Raw genomic sequence first — 19,415 nt, forward strand, 5'->3', positions numbered from 1 at the left:
GTAAGAATGTTTGTTGTGGACATTAACTGTGATTTGGGAGAAAGCTTTGGCGCCTATAGGTTGGGTACGGATGAGGAGATTTTAGCGCATGTGACATCCGCCAATATTGCCTGCGGGTTTCACGCAGGGGATCCATCCGTGATGAGGAAGACGGTTCGGTTGGCTCAGCAGCATGGAGTGCGAATAGGGGCGCACCCAGGCTTGCAGGATTTGTTGGGTTTCGGACGCCGGGAAATGAATCTATCCCCGCAGGAAGCCTATGATCTCGTCGTCTATCAGATCGGAGCGCTATACGGGTTCGTTAAATCGGAAGGAGCAACCATGCAGCATGTCAAACCTCATGGAGCACTTTACAATATGGCGGCGAAACGTGCCGACCTTTCCGAAGCGATTGCGGAAGCCGTTTACAAAGTGGATCCGGAATTGATCCTTTTTGGACTGGCAGGAAGCGAACTAGTGAAGGCTGGTGAGAAAATTGGCCTTCGAACAGCTCAGGAGGTATTCGCAGATCGTACGTATCAGATCGACGGCTCTCTCACTTCCCGCCGCCAGCCTGACGCTTTGATCACAGATGACCAGCTGGCCGTCAACCAGGTGATCCGTATGGTAAAAGAAAAGAAGGTCCTCACCCAACAGGGGCTGGATGTCCCGATTCAAGCGGACACTATCTGCATTCATGGGGATGGGGCACATGCCTTGGTCTTTGCACATATGATCCGTCAGCAATTGGAAGCATCGGAGATCAAAGTGCGTGCGGTTGATGAAATCGTAAACAAATAATCATTCAAAGGGGGAAATACGTATGCAGTTAAAGAAAGAACAGCCTAAAAACGCAGCACTTCCGCTTCAGAAGAAATCAAATTGGAGTCTTTTATTGGGAGCGGCATTCCTAATGGCCACTTCTGCCATCGGACCTGGATTCTTAACTCAAACGACCGTTTTCACGCAGCAGCTGGCAGCGAGCTTTGGATTCGTCATCCTCGTGTCCATTCTTCTCGATATTGGGGCACAATTGAATATTTGGCGGATCCTGGTCGTCTCAGAAAAGAGAGCTCAAGATGTTGCTAATATGGTCTTTCCTGGACTTGGGTATGTCCTTGCTTTCCTGATAGTTTTAGGCGGGTTGGCCTTTAATATCGGGAATATTGCGGGTGCCGGGTTAGGAGCGAATGTTATTTTTGGCGTTTCGCCTGAGATGGGGGCTTTATACAGTTGTGTGATTGCTGTCGCCATCTTTGTAGTAAAAGAAGCGGGAAAACTGATGGATCGTTTTGCGCAAATCATGGGGTTTGTGATGATTGGTTTGACACTATATGTCGTATTCACGGCCAATCCTCCGGTTGGGGAGGCAGCAGTAAAATCGTTTTTCCCGGAGAAAATTGATATGCTAGCCATCGTTACGTTGGTAGGTGGAACAGTAGGAGGCTACATTACGTTTGCTGGCGGGCACCGTCTATTGGATGGCGGAGTAAAGGGGGTTCAGGCTCTCCCACAGGTAACAAAGGGCGCTGTTTCGGCCATCGGGATTGCCTCGATTATGAGGATTTTCCTGTTCCTTGCTGCTCTTGGAGTTGTGGCCCAAGGCCTTGCGATCGATCCTTCCAATCCGCCTGCTTCCGTGTTCCAATTGGCTGCTGGGAACATAGGCTATAAGCTATTTGGAATCGTTATGTGGGCCGCAGCGATTACTTCCGTCGTCGGAGCGGCTTATACCTCCGTTTCATTTATCCGTACATTGAGTTCGACTATAAATAAATATCAAAAGTGGGTCATTATTGGATTCATTGTTGTTTCTACCCTAGTCTTTATTTCCATCGGCAAGCCTATCAAAATTCTCATTCTTGTAGGTGCCGTAAATGGATTGATTCTTCCGCTGTCTCTAGGTGTGATGCTTGTAGCAGCCTATAAGAAGTCTATCGTAGGTGATTATAAGCACCCGATATGGATGACCGTCTTCGGAGCGATTGTGGTTGTAGCTATGGCATGTATGGGTGGTTATACAATGTTCACGCAACTACCGCTATTATTTAAGTAAATCTTTGGCCGCAGGAGGAAAGCTCCTGCGGTTCAACTTGTCTTCAAGAAGTCGTTATAGGATCAGGATGAAGCCAGTAAAGCTTGATTTTATTTGAAAACGGTCGTCATTAGAGTGGCATAACCTGTATAACTTGTAATAGGGAGGAGAAAACATATGTTTAACATGGCAAATTTGACACCAGCCGAAGCGCGGAAATGGATTAGGGAAGGAAAGTGGTCCAAACCCACTGCTGGAATCGCAAACGGTTACGCTCAGGCTAATCTGGCTATTTTGCCAAAGGAGCTTGCTTTTGAATTTTTGTTATTTTGTCAACGGAACCCGAAACCTTGTCCGATCCTGGACGTTACAGAAGCGGGTTCGCCAATTCCAAGACTGGTTGCACCCGGTGCTGATTTGCGAATAGATATACCAAGTTATCGTTTGTATAAGAAAGGGGAACTAGTAGATGAGGTAACAGATATCCAGGGACTTTGGAAAGAGGATATGGTTGCCTTTTTGCTGGGTTGCAGCTTTTCTTTTGAGAACGCGCTTCTTGAAAATGGCATTCCTATTCGCCATATTGAAGAGGAATGCAACGTGCCTATGTTTAAAACAAACATTCCTTGCGTGAAAGCAGGACGTTTCGAAGGGCCGATGGTTGTCAGCATGCGTCCTATACCAGCGAAGGATGTGGTCAGGGCGGTCCAAGTGACTTCCCGTTTTCCGGCTGTTCATGGGGCGCCGATTCACATCGGCGATCCCGAGGTAATCGGAATTAAAGATATTCATCATCCTGACTTTGGTGATCGTGTCAACATCAAGCCTGGTGAGGTTCCCGTTTTTTGGGCATGCGGGGTGACACCCCAAGCCGTAGCGATGCAGGTGAAGCCGGAGTGGATGATCACCCATGCGCCAGGGCATATGTTCATTACGGATAAGCGGGATGAGGAATTTGGAGTGATTTAATATGAGGAAATCGTTAGCTTCCCTCCAGTGGACGCTTATCATGTTGGCGGGATGTGTCGTTGCTCCGATTACCATTGGGGAAGCATTTCAGCTTTCCCAAGTGGAAATCATTCATTTTGTTCAGAGAGCGCTTTTCGTCATGGGCATTGCCTCTATTCTGCAATGCCTCTTTGGTCATAGACTGCCAATCATTGAAGCACCGGCAGCTGTGTGGTGGGGAATTTTCCTGCTATTCGCCGGGCTGGCTAACACACCGCAGGAAGGAAGTCGCATTCTTGAGTCGCTACAAGTGGGTCTGTTCTTCAGCGGAATCCTATTTGTTGTCTTGAGTTTAACAGGAATCATTAAATATGTAAGAAAACTTTTTACCCCCTTGGTTACGGGAACGTTTTTTGTTTTGCTGGTAGCCCAAATGAGTGGTCCGTTTATCAAAGGGATACTGGGAATTGGGTATCTTTCCCCCATTCTGCAAGTGAAGACGGCCATTGCAGGAGTAATCATCACGATTTGTGCTGTTCTGATGGCAAGAAGCAGAGTGAAAGGTTTGAGGATTTATTCTGTACTGTGGGCGATCATTGGCGGATGGATTTTGTTTGGTTTGATGAATCTTAATAAGACAATGCTTCCTGTAAATGACAAGTTTTTTTCCATTCCCCATGTATTCCCTTGGGGGATTCCTTCTTTCCGTTTAGATATCATGCTGGTTGCTATCATTTCAACATTGCTATTGATGACCAATTTGATAGCCAGTATAGAGGCCGTGGAAAAGGCGACAGAAAGCCCTTCCCGTCCGGTTGAACGTAGCTCAGGCTTTTTTTTAGGAATCAGCCAGTTGTTATCATACATATTTGCTACAATAAGCTTTATTCCGGTTTCCTATACGGCAGGGTTTATCTTAACGACGAGGATGAAGGAACGATTCCCTTTTATTCTGGGAGGCTGCTTGATCCTCTTGATCAGCTGCTTTCCCATGATTTCTATGTTTTTTTCTATGATCCCTGTTCCGGTTGCCTACGCAGCCATGTTTATTTCCTTTGCCCAAATGCTAGGGCTTGGGTTAAAGGAATACACTGCGGGACCACTGGATGAACGGAGGATCGTTACCATTGGGATCTCCTTGATGGTTGGAATCGGAAGCATGGCCATTCCTGTCTCCTCTCTTGTCAAGGTTCCGCCTGTCTTCGTGACATTCCTATCCAATGGCTTAGCGATTGGAGTTGTCACATGTATCTTAATCGAACAAGGGTTGAGGCTATTCGGCCGGGAAAAATATAGTTCTCAAACTTAGGATGGGCTTTCTCGTTCAACGACGGGGCAGCCTTTGAATGTGAAATACGGTAGAGAAGAAATCAGAGAGTTATTTTCAATCCGGAGTGAAACTAAGTGAATTTCTATGCATTTGAAATAGGGGAATTTAAGTATGATCTTATTTATTGTTTCTATTATATTTTTTAATTCAATTGCATATAAAATGAAAAAACATTTATCCAAAAATCCAATTGTTCATATTTGGGTATAACGATATTATTGGTTCTTTCTATTCATTTATTCTTTTTGGAAGAGAAGAAATGGAGTAAGAAGGGTATGTAAGCGAGACAATAAATCAGCTGAAAACTCCAATGGATAATGGGGTTATAAAATTAATAATAGCAAAGAAGCTTCTCGTGGGAGAAGCCTCTTTTTGTGTGTTAAGGTAGATTCATTTATACTGCTTGTTTCGTGATTTCTATTTCATTCATGGTTATGTTTTTAAATTGAGACTGGTAATTAGCTAATTCATATTCATCTGATTCTTTAAGTCTATTAAATATAGTTATTGTTGAAAAAATGCAAATTAATAAGATACTGATTATCATCAACCAAGCAAGAAACATTTGATTTCCCCCTTTTTTTATATCTTAATAATATTTTATTTAAAATTTCACTTACTGTATGTGACATAAGTCACAAAAGCGTGTCAGTTATCGGCAAGACTTTGTCAAAAATGTGGCAATCACTCTCCTTTTTTTCCGTGTCTATCACCGTCTATATTTTGTCAGGGTTGATTGAGTTTTCTGTTAATCGAGAATGCTAGAATGAAATTGCAATAGTATATTGTGAGGGTGGTCTGGCTGCCGGATGCCTTTTCAATATGGAAGGGGCTTTTGCCCTTTTCTTCTTAAAAGGAGGGAAACTGTAATGGGAGTCATTGAATCGAACATGATTTCAAATCTCAAGAAATTGGAAAAGTCGTTGGTTCCTGATGTAGACAAACCGCTACAGGAAACTTTCAAGCACATCATTAAGACTCTTGAAGGTATTCACCTTAAGTATCAACACTTGACTGTGGACTTGATAGTTCTAGAAGGACTTTAGAAAAAGTGATTGAAGGTGTAGATTTAGACCTCCTTGTGAAGAAGTCATATCCACATCCAGTATTAGGACTGATGAGCTTAACGCAATGGGTTTCATATCACGAAAAACGACTTTTTGTACAGATTGAAGAAATTAAAGGAATGCTATAATTAGACAAAAAAAATGGTTCTCCTTAAAGGGAAGAACCACTTTTTTAATAAAATCTTAAGAAAACCTTAATAATTGCTTAAAATAGTATTGCATTTACTCTAAAATGATTATATAATATTTTTTGTAATCAATTTACATGATTCGACAAAATACTACAAACTTATGCGGGTGTAGTTTAATGGTAAAACCTCAGCCTTCCAAGCTGATGTCGTGAGTTCGATTCTCATCACCCGCTCCATACATAGGTCACAACGCAGTGTTTCGTTACAATGAGAACGAGGCATTGCGTTTTTTAATGTTCTTTTAACCTATTATGAAATTTTTAGCCTCCCCACCGTGGATTTGCAAGAACATATCCTTTAAAGATTGCGTCATTTTTTCTGCTTCTTCTATACTTATAGAAGGGCGTAAGTAAATGAATTGAACGGCATTCTTAGTATCTGTTGTTACTTTCGTACGTTCTGAATCGACATACGGACTTCCAAAAGGACCTAGTTCATCACGGGAATGAATCATGTTGAACATGGAATTGGTTCGACCATTAATTCCTTCATATTCATCGTTAGCTTGTCCGATAGCAAATGTAATATTCCCTTTTATGTGTGCTAAATCATAGATCCCAATAGGAACCTGATATTGAAGTGAAAAGAAGTTATTTACATCGATCGCCGAATGGACGGAAGGTAAGTAGTTTTGTTTCTTAATACGACGATAAAGTGCTTCCGCAGCATGTCTGTAGCGTGAAGGATCACTACCTGCAAGTTTAAATGTATCTCTCCACTCCTTAAGTCCTTCAAAACTCATGATTTCCTTTTCGAGCATATCAAAATATAAGGATTCCTGAAAAAGCTGAAGTCTTCCTTTAAGCATTTGTGGGGAATCTCCTACTTCAATCCCATTGTATTGGATATACCCTATTTTAAAGCCTGGAACTTTTTCTTTTAGTGTTTGGTCTATGTATATTTCCATATGTTCCAGCTCCCATTTGTTTTTCAAATAGTTTATCATATAAATCAGTGATTTTCATAAAGAACGATTCTTAAAGGAAGGAGTGATTTAATTTGGATTACAATAAGCTTAAAGAAGAGGTTATTCAATATAGTAAAACAATTGGAATCGATAAAATAGGTTTTACATCTGCAGACCCTTTTACTGAGCTGAAGAATCGATTAGTGAGACAGCAAGAATTAGGCTTTCAATCCGGGTTTGAAGAGAAGGATCTTCAAAGAAGAGTCACTCCTTCCTTATTAATAGAAGAGCCTTCCTCCATTATCTCTATTGCTTTAGCCTATCCTTCAAAATTAAAAACAGAGCTTCGTAGTAAAAAAGGGGAAAGAAGAGGGATTTTTTGTCGTGCATCATGGGGGATGGATTATCACCATGTCCTTCGCGACAGGCTTAAAAAACTTGAGGATTTCCTTGTTGCAAAGGTTCCAGATGTGAAGTTAAAGTCGATGGTTGATACAGGAGAACTGGTAGACCGTGGTGTTGCCCAGCGTGCTGGTATTGGTTGGAGTGGAAAGAACTGTTCGATCATCACTCCTGAATTCGGCTCCTATGTATATTTGGGGGAAATGATCACGAATCTTCCTTTTGAACCTGATGAAGCGATAGAGGATGGATGTGGAAGTTGTACGAAGTGTCTAGATGTATGTCCTACAGGAGCGCTTGTAAAACCAGGCCAATTGAATGCGCAACGATGCATAGCATTTTTGACACAAACTAAAGGATTTCTTCCAGATGAATTCCGTAATAAACTAGGGAACCGATTGTATGGCTGTGATACGTGCCAAACGGTCTGCCCAAAAAATAAAGGGATCGATTTCCATTTTCACGAGGAAATGGAGCCAGATCCTGAGCTAGTAAAACCATTGCTTCGTCCTTTACTGACAATGAGCAATAAAGAGTTCAAAGTAAAGTATGGCCATATGTCCGGATCTTGGAGAGGGAAAAAACCGATTCAAAGGAATGCAATTATTGCCTTGGCACATTATAAAGATGAAACTGCGATTGATGAATTAATCCAAGTTATGAAAAACGACACTCGTCCTGTCATCAGAGGAACCGCTGCATGGGCAGTGGGGAAAATTGGTGGCGAAGGGGCAGAAAATGCCCTTCTGACAGCAAAAGCAAGGGAAGAAGATGCAGAGGTAATTGAAGAAATAGAAAAAGGATTAGAGTTATTAAAAAACTAAAAATTTCTTCTTCCCCTTTTTCTATATTTTGGATATAATATTGTATAAATTTATCCGAATAAAGGCTTTGATGAGAAAAAGTAAAACGATGATATTTTATTCAGAGAGCTTCGGTAGCTGAAAAGAAGCTAAAATACTCGTTTGAACAATGGTCTCTGAGCTCCGTTCTGAACGTATCCTTTTGAGATATAAGTAGGATACGGCAAGTGTTGGTACTTGTTATCAAAACCACAGTATAGGAGTTTTTTAGCTCAGTACTTGTTGAGGCTAATAGTGTGAGCTGTTGGCATATTAAGGTGGTACCACGGGATTATCAAACCTCGTCCTTATCTATTTATAGATAAGGGCGGGGTTTTTTTATTTTATCAATTAAAAGGAGGCAAGTAATTATGACTGTATTTATTGGGGGGGCATGGCCATATGCTAATGGTTCATTACATCTTGGCCATATCTCAAGTTTGTTACCAGGTGACATTTTAGCAAGGTATTATCGAATAAAAGGTGAAAAAGTCCTTTATGTTTCTGGAAGTGACTGTAATGGGACACCCATTTCCATTAAAGCTAAACAAGAAGGTGTTACGCCTAAAGAAATTGCGGATCGATACCATTGTGAGTTTCATGAGTGTTTTACGAAACTTGGATTTACCTTTGATTGTTATACTCGTACTGATACTCAGCATCATCACAAGGTCGTGCAGGAAATCTTTTTGGCATTACTTGATAAGGGATTGATTTATAAAAAAGAGATTGAACAAGCGTATTGTGAAAACTATCAACAATTTCTACCTGATAGGTATGTAGAAGGGGTGTGTCCACACTGTAAGAAGCAAGCCAGGGGAGATCAATGTGATCACTGCTCCTCTATCTTGGATCCATTGGATTTGCTCGAAAAAAAATGTGCGTTATGTGGGGAAGCACCAATCATTAGGAAAACAGAGCACTTTTATTTTGCCTTGAGTTCTTTTCAAAGTGAACTTAATAAGTATGTATCGGCTGCAAAACAAAACAACAGCTGGCGAGCTAATGCCATTCAACTGACAGAAAGGTATTTAAGAGAGGGACTTCAAAATCGGGCTGTGTCTAGAGATTTACCAAATGGTGTGAGCGTACCAGTTACCGGATATGAAGATAAAAAAATCTATGTGTGGATCGAAGCTGTTTCAGGTTATCTATCAGCAAGTAAGCAATGGGCTAAAGAATCTGGGAAGAATGATAAAGATTTTTGGAGGACTGAGACCAAAACGTATTATGTCCATGGCAAAGACAATATTCCTTTCCATACCATTATTTGGCCAGCCATTCTTAAGGGAATTGGAAATCAAGCATTACCAGAACAGATTATATCCAATGAATACCTGACCCTTGAAAAAAAGAAGATATCAACAAGTAAAAACTGGGCTGTTTGGGTTCCAGATTTTTTGAAATCCTATCAAGCAGACTCAATACGGTATTTCTTATCTATCAATGCTCCTGAGAAACATGATACTGATTTTTCATGGAGGGAATTTATTTATAGCCATAATAGTGAGCTTCTTGGGGCATATGGGAATTTTGTAAATCGTACATTGAAATTTATTGATAAATATTATGAAGGTCACATACCCAATAGGCTTATTAATAATGATATTGAGAATAGAATAAACAACCTTTATGTTGAAGTAGGAGAGTTTATTGAAAAGGGTTGTTTTAAACTAGGATTAGAAAAAATTTTCGAATTTGTAAGAGATGCTAATAAGTATTTTGATTTAAACCAGCCATGGAAGCAGATAAATGAGGATGTGGAAGGTTGCAAAGAAACGATGAGTAACTGTGTTTTCATAATAGCTAATCTAGCTCAATTATTAGCTCCTTTTTTACCTTTTTCAAGTGAGGAGGTAAAAAATACACTTGGAATCAATCAATTTGAATGGAAAACAGTGGGGATTCCATCTAAGCAGGTAACTAATATTAAACCACTATTCGAAAGAATTGAATTAAAAAGGATAGAGGAAGAACTAGAAAAATTAAATAATCAGTTAAGATAAGTTAACGGATTCATGGCTAAGTTCCTTCAGGTGCTCATACATATGAGTACAAAGGAGGGAGTGAAACATGAGAAGAGAGTTAATGGATAGGTTGCAGGAGCGACTATTCCAATATGTTGGAACTTCTGGCTTGTCAGTGAAAGATCCTAGAATTCTTAAAAGAATTGAATCATATGCAAAAAGAAATACTGAAATTGTCAATGTCAAGGCATGGGGAAACATTGTCGATATAAGCCACATGGATCCAGAAACTATTGTGGAGTATAGTGTTCGATATCATTTCTTTTTAAAGCAAAAGGAACATTTTTATATAGAAGAGCAACAAGAGTCACGGAGGGCTATTTTCTTTCAAGAAGATCTAATAGATGATCAAGAAATCAATGTCGATTTCCATCAGGAAACTGGGAGCGAAGAATTTCTTTGGGATGAAGTCCGCTCAAGTAAGGTCCCGTTCATTTATAACCGTATGAAGGCCATTCAATATGCCGAGAGATGGTGGGATAGCCGTAATCCCCGATATCAATCTTTTAAAGATAATTGTACAAATTATATTTCTCAATGCTTGCGAGCGGGTGGTGCGCCTATATGGGGCAGTCCTAATCGCGGGAAAGGTTTTTGGTATTCAGGGTCTTCCTATAGCTATAGCTGGGCTGTAGCACATAGTTTAAAGCAATATCTTTCGAATTCAAAAACCGGATTACGTGCTAAGAAGGTTGCAAGGGTTACCGATTTGGAATTAGGTGATATCATTTGTTATGACTTTGAGGGGGATGGCAGATATAATCACAACACCATTATTACTGGAAGAGATGATGATGGAATGCCTCTTGTCAATGCAAATACGTATGATAGCAGGAAGAGATATTGGGCATATGAGGATTCTTCTGCATACACACCGAATATAAAATATACGTTTTTCCATATCGTAGACGATGAAAGAGATTAGGTTGTCCGATTGAAAAAGAGTGTTATAATAACAGGATAGATTATGTTTGAGGTGAAAGAATTGGCTATACATGTGGTTTTATATCAACCAGAGATTCCTTCTAATACAGGCAATATTGCAAGAACATGCGCTGGAACAGATACAGCGCTTCATTTAATACGCCCGCTAGGTTTTTCTACAGATGATAAAATGCTAAAAAGGGCAGGGCTCGATTATTGGGAGCATGTCAACATTACGTATTATGATTCATTGGAAGAATTTTTTCAGAAAAATGAAGCTGGAGAGTTCTTTTTCCTATCAAAAAGAGGAACAATTCCTTATACAACTTTTGATTATAGCAACAAAGAAAAGGATTATTTCTTTATTTTCGGTAGAGAAACAAAGGGTTTACCTGCGGAGGTTATTGAAAAGAATACCGATCGTTGTTTACGTATCCCAATGACAGATAACATTCGCTCCTTAAATCTTTCTAATACAGCAGCAATCCTTATTTATGAGGCATTAAGACAACAGGATTTTGGTCACTTAGTTTAACCTATCTTCAACGATAGGTTATTTTTTTTCTTCAGAAATTTAAATTGGAAACGTAGAAGTACGTCGACGTAGAGAAAAGAATAAGTACAACTTCTAGCTTCGCCTAAGGCTCGTCAATCGTTTAGTTTTCTAATCTAGAGCATCTTAATCAATCGTTTGTTTAAAAATTTTGGAGGGTATAAGTGTTGGGGTTTTTTCAAATCATAAAGCTGTAAAATACAGTTTGGAGGGAAAAGGATGCGAACATTAAATGATATTATGACCACTGATGTAGAAACTTGTACACCTTTAGATAATGCCTACGAAGTGGCTGTGAAGATGAAGGAGTATGATGTAGGGGCGATTCCGATTTGTGATGCAGGAAATATAGTAGGAATCATCACGGATCGAGATCTTGCTTTAAGATGTATCGCTGATAAGCATCCAGGTTCTTCTAAAGTGACAGACATTATGAGTCAACGTCTGGTAACTGCTACACCAGATATGAGTGTGGATGAAGCAAGTGCATTAATGGCAAAGGAACAAATCAGACGATTGCCTGTTGTGGAAGGGAAAAAGCTAGTAGGTATCGTTGCTCTTGGAGACCTCGCAGTGCGCAATGAATCAGAGGATGAAGCTGGGCAAGCATTATCAGAAATTTCCCATTCAAATGAGAATCAAATTTTCTAATTTGAAAACCTTTAACACAAACAAAAAAAGAAGCCTGAATTGGCTTCTTTTATTTTTTTACATGAGGTTTGCTATCGTAGCCAGCAGTAAAGATTGCAGCTAGGAATGTAGCAGTCACACCAAGAATGATAATTGTACCCATTATGTCATCCTCCTTGTCATACATATTTTACCCAATTGCACAATAAAATTATTATACCCTAATAAAATCGTAGGGAAAAGAGAAACTGTGGAGATTTTATTACATTGGTAAGTATTAATGAGTGAAATGGAATAGAAAAGGGTTACTTCGGAGGGAAAAGAAGGGCTTTTTTGTGCCATGGATAGCATTAATTGGCAACATAGTAGAAATTCCTCTAGATGCCAATTTTAGGTATAAAGTATGAGTGCAAATTCTCCTCTGACTTCGCCTTAACGCTCGCCAATCGGGGGAGTTTTCTAATTCATCACTCATGTTTGGTCAAACCGGTGCATACATTATAGAAATCATCTCTGAAGAGGACATGGGGAGGTCTTTGAATGGATATTCTAAAGAAAATCGAACGATACAGAGAAGAAGAGCAGAAGCTTAAGTGGGAAGGGACATTTGCGGACTATTTGGAATTGGTGAAGGAACGACCTTGGATTGCACAATCAGCACATTCTAGAGTGTATAACATGATCAAAGATGCAGGGATTGAAGTAGTAAATGGCAAAAAGCAGTATAAATTCTTCAGCCATCAAATGTTTGGATTAGAGGAAGCGTTAGAAAGGCTTGTTGAAGAATATTTCCATCCTGCCGCCAAAAGATTAGATGTACGTAAAAGGATTTTGTTGTTGATGGGTCCAGTCAGTGGAGGTAAATCTACTTTAGTTGCACTTTTGAAACGGGGATTGGAACAATATTCTCATACAGATCGAGGTGCTGTATTTGCGATTAAGGGTTGCCCAATGCACGAGGATCCATTACATTTGATCCCACACCATTTAAGAAGTGAATTCTTTGATGAATATGGAATTCGTATTGAAGGGAATCTTTCACCTCTTAATATGATGAGACTTGAGCAAGAGTATGGTGGGCGCATTGAGGATATGTTAGTTGAAAGGGTATTTTTATCAGAAGATAAGCGTGTTGGAATTGGTACATTCAGTCCTTCCGATCCTAAATCACAGGATATAGCCGATCTGACGGGAAGTATCGATTTCTCTACAATTGCTGAATTTGGTTCTGAGTCCGATCCGCGTGCCTACCGATTTGATGGAGAACTAAACAAAGCGAATCGTGGGATGATGGAATTCCAAGAGATGTTGAAATGCGATGAGAAATTTCTTTGGCACTTACTTTCACTGACTCAGGAAGGGAACTTTAAGGCAGGAAGGTTTGCTTTGATTAGTGCTGATGAGCTAATCGTGGCCCATACCAATGAAACGGAGTACCGCTCCTTTATTTCCAATAAGAAAAACGAGGCCCTACATTCTCGTATCATTGTTATGCCTGTGCCATATAACTTGAAGGTAACTGAAGAAGAAAAGATTTATGAAAAAATGATTGGTGAAAGTGATGTTCGGGATGTTCATATTGCGCCGCATACTCTGAGAGTAGCTGCCATGTTTTCGATCTTAACAAGATTGAAGGATCCGAAAAAAGGTGATATTGATCTAGTTAAGAAAATGCGTCTTTACGACGGGGAGAACGTTGAGGGATACAATTCAGCTGATGTGGAAGAGCTTAAGAAAGAGTACCAGGATGAAGGAATGTCTGGTATTGACCCACGCTATGTGATCAACCGGATTTCATCTACTCTCATCCGAAAAGAAGTGCCTTCAATAAATGCTTTAGATGTATTACGTTCTTTGAAGGAAGGATTGGATCAGCATCCTTCCATTACAAACGAGCTTCGCGAGAAATATTTGAACTATATATCCCTGGCGCGTAAGGAATACGACACTATTGCGAAGAAAGAGGTTCAAAAAGCATTTGTGTATTCCTATGAAGAATCGGCCAAGACATTGATGGACAATTATTTAGATAATGTAGAGGCATACTGCAATAAGTCAAAGCTTCGTGATCCGCTTACTGGAGAAGAAATTACTTCAGACGAAAAGCTAATGAGGTCTATTGAAGAGCAAATCGGCATTTCTGAGAATGCGAAGAAAGCATTCCGCGAAGAAATCTTAATCCGTATTTCTGCTTATGCCCGTAAAGGAAAACGATTCGATTACAATTCACACGACCGTTTACGTGAAGCCATTCAGAAGAAACTTTTCGCAGATTTGAAGGATGTAGTGAAAATTACGACCTCTTCAAAGACTCCGGATGAGCAACAGCTGAAGAAGATTAACGAAGTTGTAAAGCGTCTAGTAGACGATCATGGATATAGCGCAGCTTCTGCTAATGAATTGCTACGTTATGTAGGAAGTTTGTTGAATCGATAAAATGGTTTTATAGAAATGGCCGTTGGTTTGTCCAACGGCTTTTCAATTTAGTGTGATATGTCTTAGTAAGCCACCAAAACTTTTTAACAGACAAACAAAATTAATTATACCTAGTAAGGGTTTGAATGCACTATTTTTTGTGGAGGCTTAGCGACCAAAAGATCACTAGATTTTAAGCACCTACTAAAATCCCAAGTCGTGTTTCATTATAAGAGTGAAGGGGTACATGGTAATAAACAATAAACTTAGAGGTGAAAGAACTATGACAAAGGATGGAAAAAAGGAGAAAGTACCTGAAAATAGCTCTATGGCAAAGAACATGAAAGAGATGAAAGTGCTAGGTAAGGAAATGGATAGAATGAAGACAGGTAAAGAGTTGGAGCAAGAGACCGGTAAGATGTCTGATCCACTCCAATTCAAAGTTAAGGAACAATCGTAGGAGGATAAAAAGCAAATGGGGAATCCCTCTTTGCTTTTATTTGATTAATTTCTTCTTTAGCCTTCTTGATTGCTTCCCCCTTATTTCTCTTCCATCTCTACAATATTTTCCCTCGTTTTAAATAAAACGATTTGAATAATGAGATAAAAATTAGGAGCTTGCCTCATATTTGTAGTCAATAAGAAAAAATTTAGTAGGCTAAAGCACAATTGTCTAAATAATTTGGAAATTATTCTGTTTTCCTGCATAGGATAGAGTAATCCAACTTCCTTTTATGTATGAATATTCAAAGGATACTATATTAAAGGAGATACTTGAATTTTATATTCATTATTTTGCCACTCAGCCATTAGAGGATTCTTTGAGATATGAGTGGGATAACCTATCACCCACATGTTAATGTATTGTTTTCGTAAAGCACTGATTGCCGAGTCCGGTTTAATCGGTGCTTTTGACACTCGCCATATAATATGAAGGAAATGGAAATGTGTGAATGCATTTTTAAAAAAATTATGTAGGAGGGGAAAAATATGTCGGATGCTAATAATCATCAATTTGTGATTTCCAAGGAAGATTGGTCCCTCCATCGCAAAGGCTTTGACGATCAACAACGTCACCAGGAAAAGGTTCAAGAAGCGATTAAGAATAATTTGCCGGATTTAATTTCAGAAGAAAACATTGTCATGTCAAATGGTCGTGAAGTGATCAAGATTCCAATACGCTCTCTAGATGAATACAAAATTAGATACAACTATGATAAAAATAAGCATGTCGGCCAAGGCGACGGAGATAGTCAAGTAGGTGATGTGGTCGCAAGAGATGGATCAGCTAACCAAAAAGCACCGGGTAAAGGGCAAGGGGCTGGGGACCAAGCGGGAGAAGATTACTACGAAGCAGAAGTTTCTATGTTGGAGATAGAAGAGGCGCTCTTCAGTCAGTTGGAGCTGCCTAATCTGCAACGGAAGGAACAGGATGAAAATATTGTTGAGAACATTGAATTCAACGATATTCGTAAAACAGGCTTAATGGGGAATATCGATAAAAAGAAAACGATGATGACTGCATTCAAGCGAAATGCGTTGAGTGGCCAGCCTAAATTTCATCCAATATATAAAGAAGATTTAAAGTTCAAAACGTGGAATGAAATCGTCAAGCCCGATTCTAAAGCGGTCGTCATAGCGATGATGGATACGTCTGGAAGTATGGGGATGTGGGAAAAGTATATGGCTAGAAGCTTTTTCTTCTGGATGACTAGATTTCTTCGGACGAAATATGAAACAGTCGATATTGAATTTATCGCACATCATACAGAGGCTAAAGTCGTGAGTGAGGAAGACTTCTTTTCCAAAGGGGAGAGTGGAGGAACAATTTGCTCATCTGCGTACCGCAAAGCCTTAGAAGTCATTGATTTAAAATATAATCCTCGTAAATATAACATCTATCCATTCCACTTCTCTGACGGAGATAACCTGACCTCTGACAATGCACGTTGTGTAAAGCTCGTAGAAGAAATAATGAAACATTCCAATATGTTCGGCTATGGAGAGGTTAATCAATATAACCGTCACTCTACTCTTATGAGCGCCTATAAAAACGTCAACAATGAAAAGTTCCGCTATTTTATCCTTAAACAAAAATCAGATGTTTTTCATTCAATGAAGAGCTTCTTTAAGAAGGAAGAGAATAAGCAGTTTGTATAGGATGAAAATGGAGTGACCCAAGTTTCAAGGGGTCACTCCTAAAATTGTTTAATTGAGTCTCTTCTTATCTTTACTTAGAATGATAATCTCATATGGATCGTTTCTTACATCTTTTGTCAGTTCATCCGTTTGAATGAAGGTTTTAATCTCATTTTCAATTTTTTCTACGATATCTTTCGCATCTGAATCAGAGGATTTGATGGACGTTTTTAATTTAATCTGTAGTGGCAGTGGATGGAAGGAATAACCGTATCCAGTAACCTTAAACTCGTCATTTTCCATTAAACCATGACCAATAATGCTTACTATATTATTTTTGCCCCAACGTAGTTCTTGTTCACGCGCTTTCATATCTATTCTAGTTACTTTAAGCTTGAATTCTCCGTATTCCTGAGCGGTAGAACGAAGGAGTTCTTTTAGCTCTGGTATCCTTTTTTCTGTTTTCGGTACCGCCACGTAAATGAATTTCTCTATTTTATTAATACGAGCCTCGATAGGGAAAGCCGTTACATAACCATTTTTCTCGAGTTGTTCGAGGATCTTTCTTTCAAGTTCCTGACTGTCTTTAATATATTGTGCTTCTTCTGCGGTTTCTTTGTGTGGTGCGAAAACTCTTGTGTCTACCTTAACTTTAACTGAATATTTTCCGAATTGATTTGAATCTAATACTTCGTTAACACTCTTTTGCACAGCATCTTTATTATCAGATAAATATTGTTTTGACCCTGCTAATAAAATAGTCATTTCTTTTTTTTGAATGGAAATCTCTATGTTTCTAAAATCGTAACCTTCTTTTATCAAAGCATCCGCTACAACATCTAAGACCTGGTATTTTATCTCTTCCTGTTTAATAAAAGAACTAAGGTAAGGAATTTGCGCGACTACTTTGGCCATTGCAGGTGAGACATAGGCTGATCCAATCAATATGGAAAAGAAAGCTACTACAGCAATACTAAAATATGCAATTTTTCTCATCCCCGATTTGTTGCTCTTTTTCATTTTATGTTCTTTATAACCATTAATAGAGTTCAATACATATTGTTTATTTTTATCTTTAAATCGGATTTCGGTTATTTCTTTAGGATATTGAAATTTATCAACCATAGAACTGCCCCTCCTGAAACGAAATTTTTAATACATTCCTTGCACGATGGAGTCTGGATTTAACCGTATTGGAGTTTAAGTTCAATAATTCGGATATCTCATTGATAGACAACTCTTCATAATAATGTAAGATGACAATTTCCCTATATTTAATGGGAAGTATTAACACTTTTTCAAAGATCATTTCTTTTTCTTCTAAATGAATCAATCCGGATTCTGTCGAGGCAGTTCTTAAAGTCAGGATAGTACCAATGATATCTTTATATAATAGGTTTTTATAAGACCAGCTTTTTATTAAATCTTTGCATTTATTAACTGTAATCCGATAAAGCCAAGTTTTGTATGAAGCTCTGTTTTGAAAGGCATCTAAGTTTTGAAAGCAGCTGATAAAAACTTCTTGTGATATATCCTCAGCAAATTGGTTCTCTTTTACATAAGTGTACGCAAGCCGTATTACCATATCTCCATACTCTTCCATTAACCAAATGAGCTTTTCCTCTCTTGGTAAATGAGTAATTGAAGCAGGAGAAGGGATGACCTTCATTTTCTTTACTTGCATCTAAATCCTCCTCTCTTTCTCTAACGTTAGACGATGTAGGATGATTTGTGGTTCCGAAAATCCCCAAAAAAGTAATATATTTATAGAGCTTGAATTCCTTAAAGGTAACTAAACAATACTATTAAACACTTTAAATACTCTAACAGAAAATTCCAAGGGTAAAATTCAACTTAAAGGAAAATTATTACTTGTAATATGGAAAAATAAGTTGATATAGGATACTAGAGAATATTAAAAAGTTTGTTTGAGAATTTTCGTAAAGATAATTGAAAGAAGTGGAGGATGGTGTAATGAAAATCTTTCAATTACATTTAAAATGTTATCATCTTGATAAAATGAAGCACATTGGTATCCAACTGAAAGGGGAGCTGAAGTTCATCCGTTGAAGATAACAGTTTCTGGGGACAATGATAAAACATTTATTCATCCTAACTATCCATATGAATTTATCACTACAGGGATCAATAGTAATTAGGTAAGAGGGCGACTCATTCGAGTCACCCTTTTTTTTAGATCAAATTAGCTCATTCACATTATAAACTTTGCCATTCTCAATTTCCTTTTGGAGTAGGAGATCGAGCATGGCGTTCCCGACAATTTCTGGGCTTCTAAGAGAGCCGTTTTCTTTAAATTGCTGGAATCTCTCTAATTCATGGAAGGACTCCTTTGAAGAGGAACGGATGGTCCCCTGCATATCAGTGTCCATAATTCCAGGACTGAAAGCGATTATTTTATGAGGTGTCCCGACAGATTCTTGTTCTAATGCTACATTTTTTGTGAACATATTTAATCCTGCTTTAGCGGAGCAATAAGCGCTCCAGCCGTGTTTGGGGCGCTCGGCTGCTCCTGATGAAACATTTACAACAAAAAGCTTTGAAGATGAAGATTGAAGCTTACCCAGTATTAGATTAGTGATTAGCATGGGTGCGATTAAATTTACTTCAATACTCATATTTATAGCTTCTTCACGTAATTTACCCACAGTGTCAATCGGTTCAATGACACCAGCATTGTTTACAAGATATATAGTTTCGGAATTTAGTTCTAACACGCTATCAGTTATTTCTATATATGTGTCCAAGTAGTTTTTTTGATTGGATAGATCACATGGATAGTGCCTGAAAAATAGTCCTTTTTCATTTGCTAGACTTTCAAGTTCGGAATTAGTTGATCGTGATGTGGTAATAACTCCAATGCCCTCATTTAGCATTCTTTTTGCAATGGCGGCACCAAGTCCTTTTGATGCACCAGATATAATTGCGATTTTCATCTTTATCCTCCATTTTCCGTTGCTCTGTTTTAAATTCTATCATGTTGGAGAAGGGGAATGCGATTTATTGGG

Annotated in this window: 18 protein-coding genes, 1 tRNA gene and 1 other annotated feature; of the genes, 15 read left to right on the forward strand and 4 right to left on the reverse strand. The window is 38.8% G+C overall.

The genetic code is table 11. The features are described from left to right. The first annotated feature begins 6 nt into the window (after positions 1–6). The 7 genes from G3O09_RS13320 (at position 7) to G3O09_RS13350 (ending at position 5,726) form a co-directional block, all read left to right on the forward strand. Positions 7–780, forward strand: coding sequence for a LamB/YcsF family protein (locus G3O09_RS13320; RefSeq protein WP_163101976.1), 774 nt, complete (start codon positions 7–9; stop codon positions 778–780). A 22-nt stretch (positions 781–802) separates the two neighbouring features. Continuing rightward, positions 803–2,035 (forward strand): NRAMP family divalent metal transporter, encoded by a 1,233-nt coding sequence (locus tag G3O09_RS13325; protein WP_163101977.1) that lies wholly within the window; start codon positions 803–805, stop codon positions 2,033–2,035. Positions 2,036–2,191: 156 nt separating this feature from the next. Next, the gene (locus G3O09_RS13330) at positions 2,192–2,983 is read left to right on the forward strand and encodes a putative hydro-lyase (RefSeq protein ID WP_163101978.1); all 792 of its coding nucleotides are present in this window, start codon (positions 2,192–2,194) and stop codon (positions 2,981–2,983) included. A 1-nt stretch (position 2,984) separates the two neighbouring features. Further along, positions 2,985–4,271 carry a purine/pyrimidine permease gene (locus tag G3O09_RS13335; protein WP_163101979.1) on the forward strand — a complete coding sequence of 429 codons (1,287 nt, stop codon included), beginning with the start codon at positions 2,985–2,987 and terminating at the stop codon, positions 4,269–4,271. A gap of 890 nt (positions 4,272–5,161) precedes the next feature. After that, a complete protein-coding gene (locus tag G3O09_RS13340; protein ID WP_163101980.1) occupies positions 5,162–5,338 on the forward strand; it encodes a hypothetical protein in 177 nt (58 codons plus the stop codon). A 5-nt stretch (positions 5,339–5,343) separates the two neighbouring features. Next, on the forward strand, positions 5,344–5,487 hold the full coding sequence (locus G3O09_RS13345; RefSeq protein ID WP_163101981.1) for a hypothetical protein: 144 nt from the start codon (positions 5,344–5,346) through the stop codon (positions 5,485–5,487). Positions 5,488–5,652: 165 nt separating this feature from the next. After that, positions 5,653–5,726, forward strand: a tRNA-Gly gene (locus tag G3O09_RS13350). A 65-nt stretch (positions 5,727–5,791) separates the two neighbouring features. On the opposite strand, the gene G3O09_RS13355 is transcribed toward G3O09_RS13350, so the two are convergent. Further along, positions 5,792–6,457: a B3/B4 domain-containing protein gene (locus tag G3O09_RS13355; protein WP_163101982.1), complete on the reverse strand. Its 666-nt coding sequence runs from the start codon at positions 6,455–6,457 to the stop codon at positions 5,792–5,794. A 92-nt stretch (positions 6,458–6,549) separates the two neighbouring features. Here G3O09_RS13355 and queG point away from each other — a divergent pair, with 92 nt between their 5' ends. From queG to yhbH, 8 genes are all read left to right on the forward strand, one after another. Beyond that, positions 6,550–7,683 (forward strand): tRNA epoxyqueuosine(34) reductase QueG, encoded by a 1,134-nt coding sequence (gene queG / locus G3O09_RS13360; protein WP_163101983.1) that lies wholly within the window; start codon positions 6,550–6,552, stop codon positions 7,681–7,683. 58 nt (positions 7,684–7,741) lie between these two features. Further along, positions 7,742–8,014: a binding site (T-box leader), on the forward strand. Positions 8,015–8,072: 58 nt separating this feature from the next. Continuing rightward, positions 8,073–9,707 (forward strand): methionine--tRNA ligase, encoded by a 1,635-nt coding sequence (metG, locus tag G3O09_RS13365; RefSeq protein WP_163101984.1) that lies wholly within the window; start codon positions 8,073–8,075, stop codon positions 9,705–9,707. 67 nt (positions 9,708–9,774) lie between these two features. After that, positions 9,775–10,653 (forward strand): amidase domain-containing protein, encoded by an 879-nt coding sequence (locus G3O09_RS13370; protein WP_163101985.1) that lies wholly within the window; start codon positions 9,775–9,777, stop codon positions 10,651–10,653. 60 nt (positions 10,654–10,713) lie between these two features. Continuing rightward, positions 10,714–11,187, forward strand: coding sequence for a tRNA (uridine(34)/cytosine(34)/5-carboxymethylaminomethyluridine(34)-2'-O)-methyltransferase TrmL (gene trmL / locus G3O09_RS13375; RefSeq protein WP_163102060.1), 474 nt, complete (start codon positions 10,714–10,716; stop codon positions 11,185–11,187). A 237-nt stretch (positions 11,188–11,424) separates the two neighbouring features. Continuing rightward, positions 11,425–11,856, forward strand: a complete 432-nt coding sequence (locus G3O09_RS13380; protein ID WP_163101986.1) for a CBS domain-containing protein — start codon at positions 11,425–11,427, stop codon at positions 11,854–11,856. Positions 11,857–12,375: 519 nt separating this feature from the next. Then, positions 12,376–14,271: a PrkA family serine protein kinase gene (locus G3O09_RS13385; protein ID WP_163101987.1), complete on the forward strand. Its 1,896-nt coding sequence runs from the start codon at positions 12,376–12,378 to the stop codon at positions 14,269–14,271. Positions 14,272–14,533: 262 nt separating this feature from the next. Further along, positions 14,534–14,710, forward strand: coding sequence for a hypothetical protein (locus G3O09_RS22195; RefSeq protein ID WP_205439659.1), 177 nt, complete (start codon positions 14,534–14,536; stop codon positions 14,708–14,710). 530 nt (positions 14,711–15,240) lie between these two features. After that, positions 15,241–16,410: a sporulation protein YhbH gene (gene yhbH, locus G3O09_RS13390; protein WP_163101988.1), complete on the forward strand. Its 1,170-nt coding sequence runs from the start codon at positions 15,241–15,243 to the stop codon at positions 16,408–16,410. 48 nt (positions 16,411–16,458) lie between these two features. Here yhbH and G3O09_RS13395 read toward each other — a convergent pair whose 3' ends face one another. The 3 genes from G3O09_RS13395 to G3O09_RS13405 form a co-directional block, all read right to left on the reverse strand. Beyond that, entirely contained in the window at positions 16,459–17,514 is a 1,056-nt protein-coding gene (locus G3O09_RS13395; RefSeq protein ID WP_163101989.1) for a DUF4179 domain-containing protein, read from the reverse strand. Beyond that, positions 17,507–18,073, reverse strand: a complete 567-nt coding sequence (locus tag G3O09_RS13400; protein ID WP_240338428.1) for a sigma-70 family RNA polymerase sigma factor — start codon at positions 18,071–18,073, stop codon at positions 17,507–17,509. The genes G3O09_RS13395 and G3O09_RS13400 overlap by 8 nt, the downstream gene beginning before the upstream one ends. 514 nt (positions 18,074–18,587) lie before the next feature. Further along, complete coding sequence (locus G3O09_RS13405; RefSeq protein WP_163101990.1) at positions 18,588–19,343, reverse strand: (S)-benzoin forming benzil reductase; 756 nt, start codon at positions 19,341–19,343, stop codon at positions 18,588–18,590. Between the last annotated feature and the right edge of the window lie 72 nt (positions 19,344–19,415).

Source organism: Peribacillus alkalitolerans (assembly GCF_010882125.1).
Taxonomy (GTDB): domain Bacteria; phylum Bacillota; class Bacilli; order Bacillales; family DSM-1321; genus Bacillus_BN; species Bacillus_BN alkalitolerans.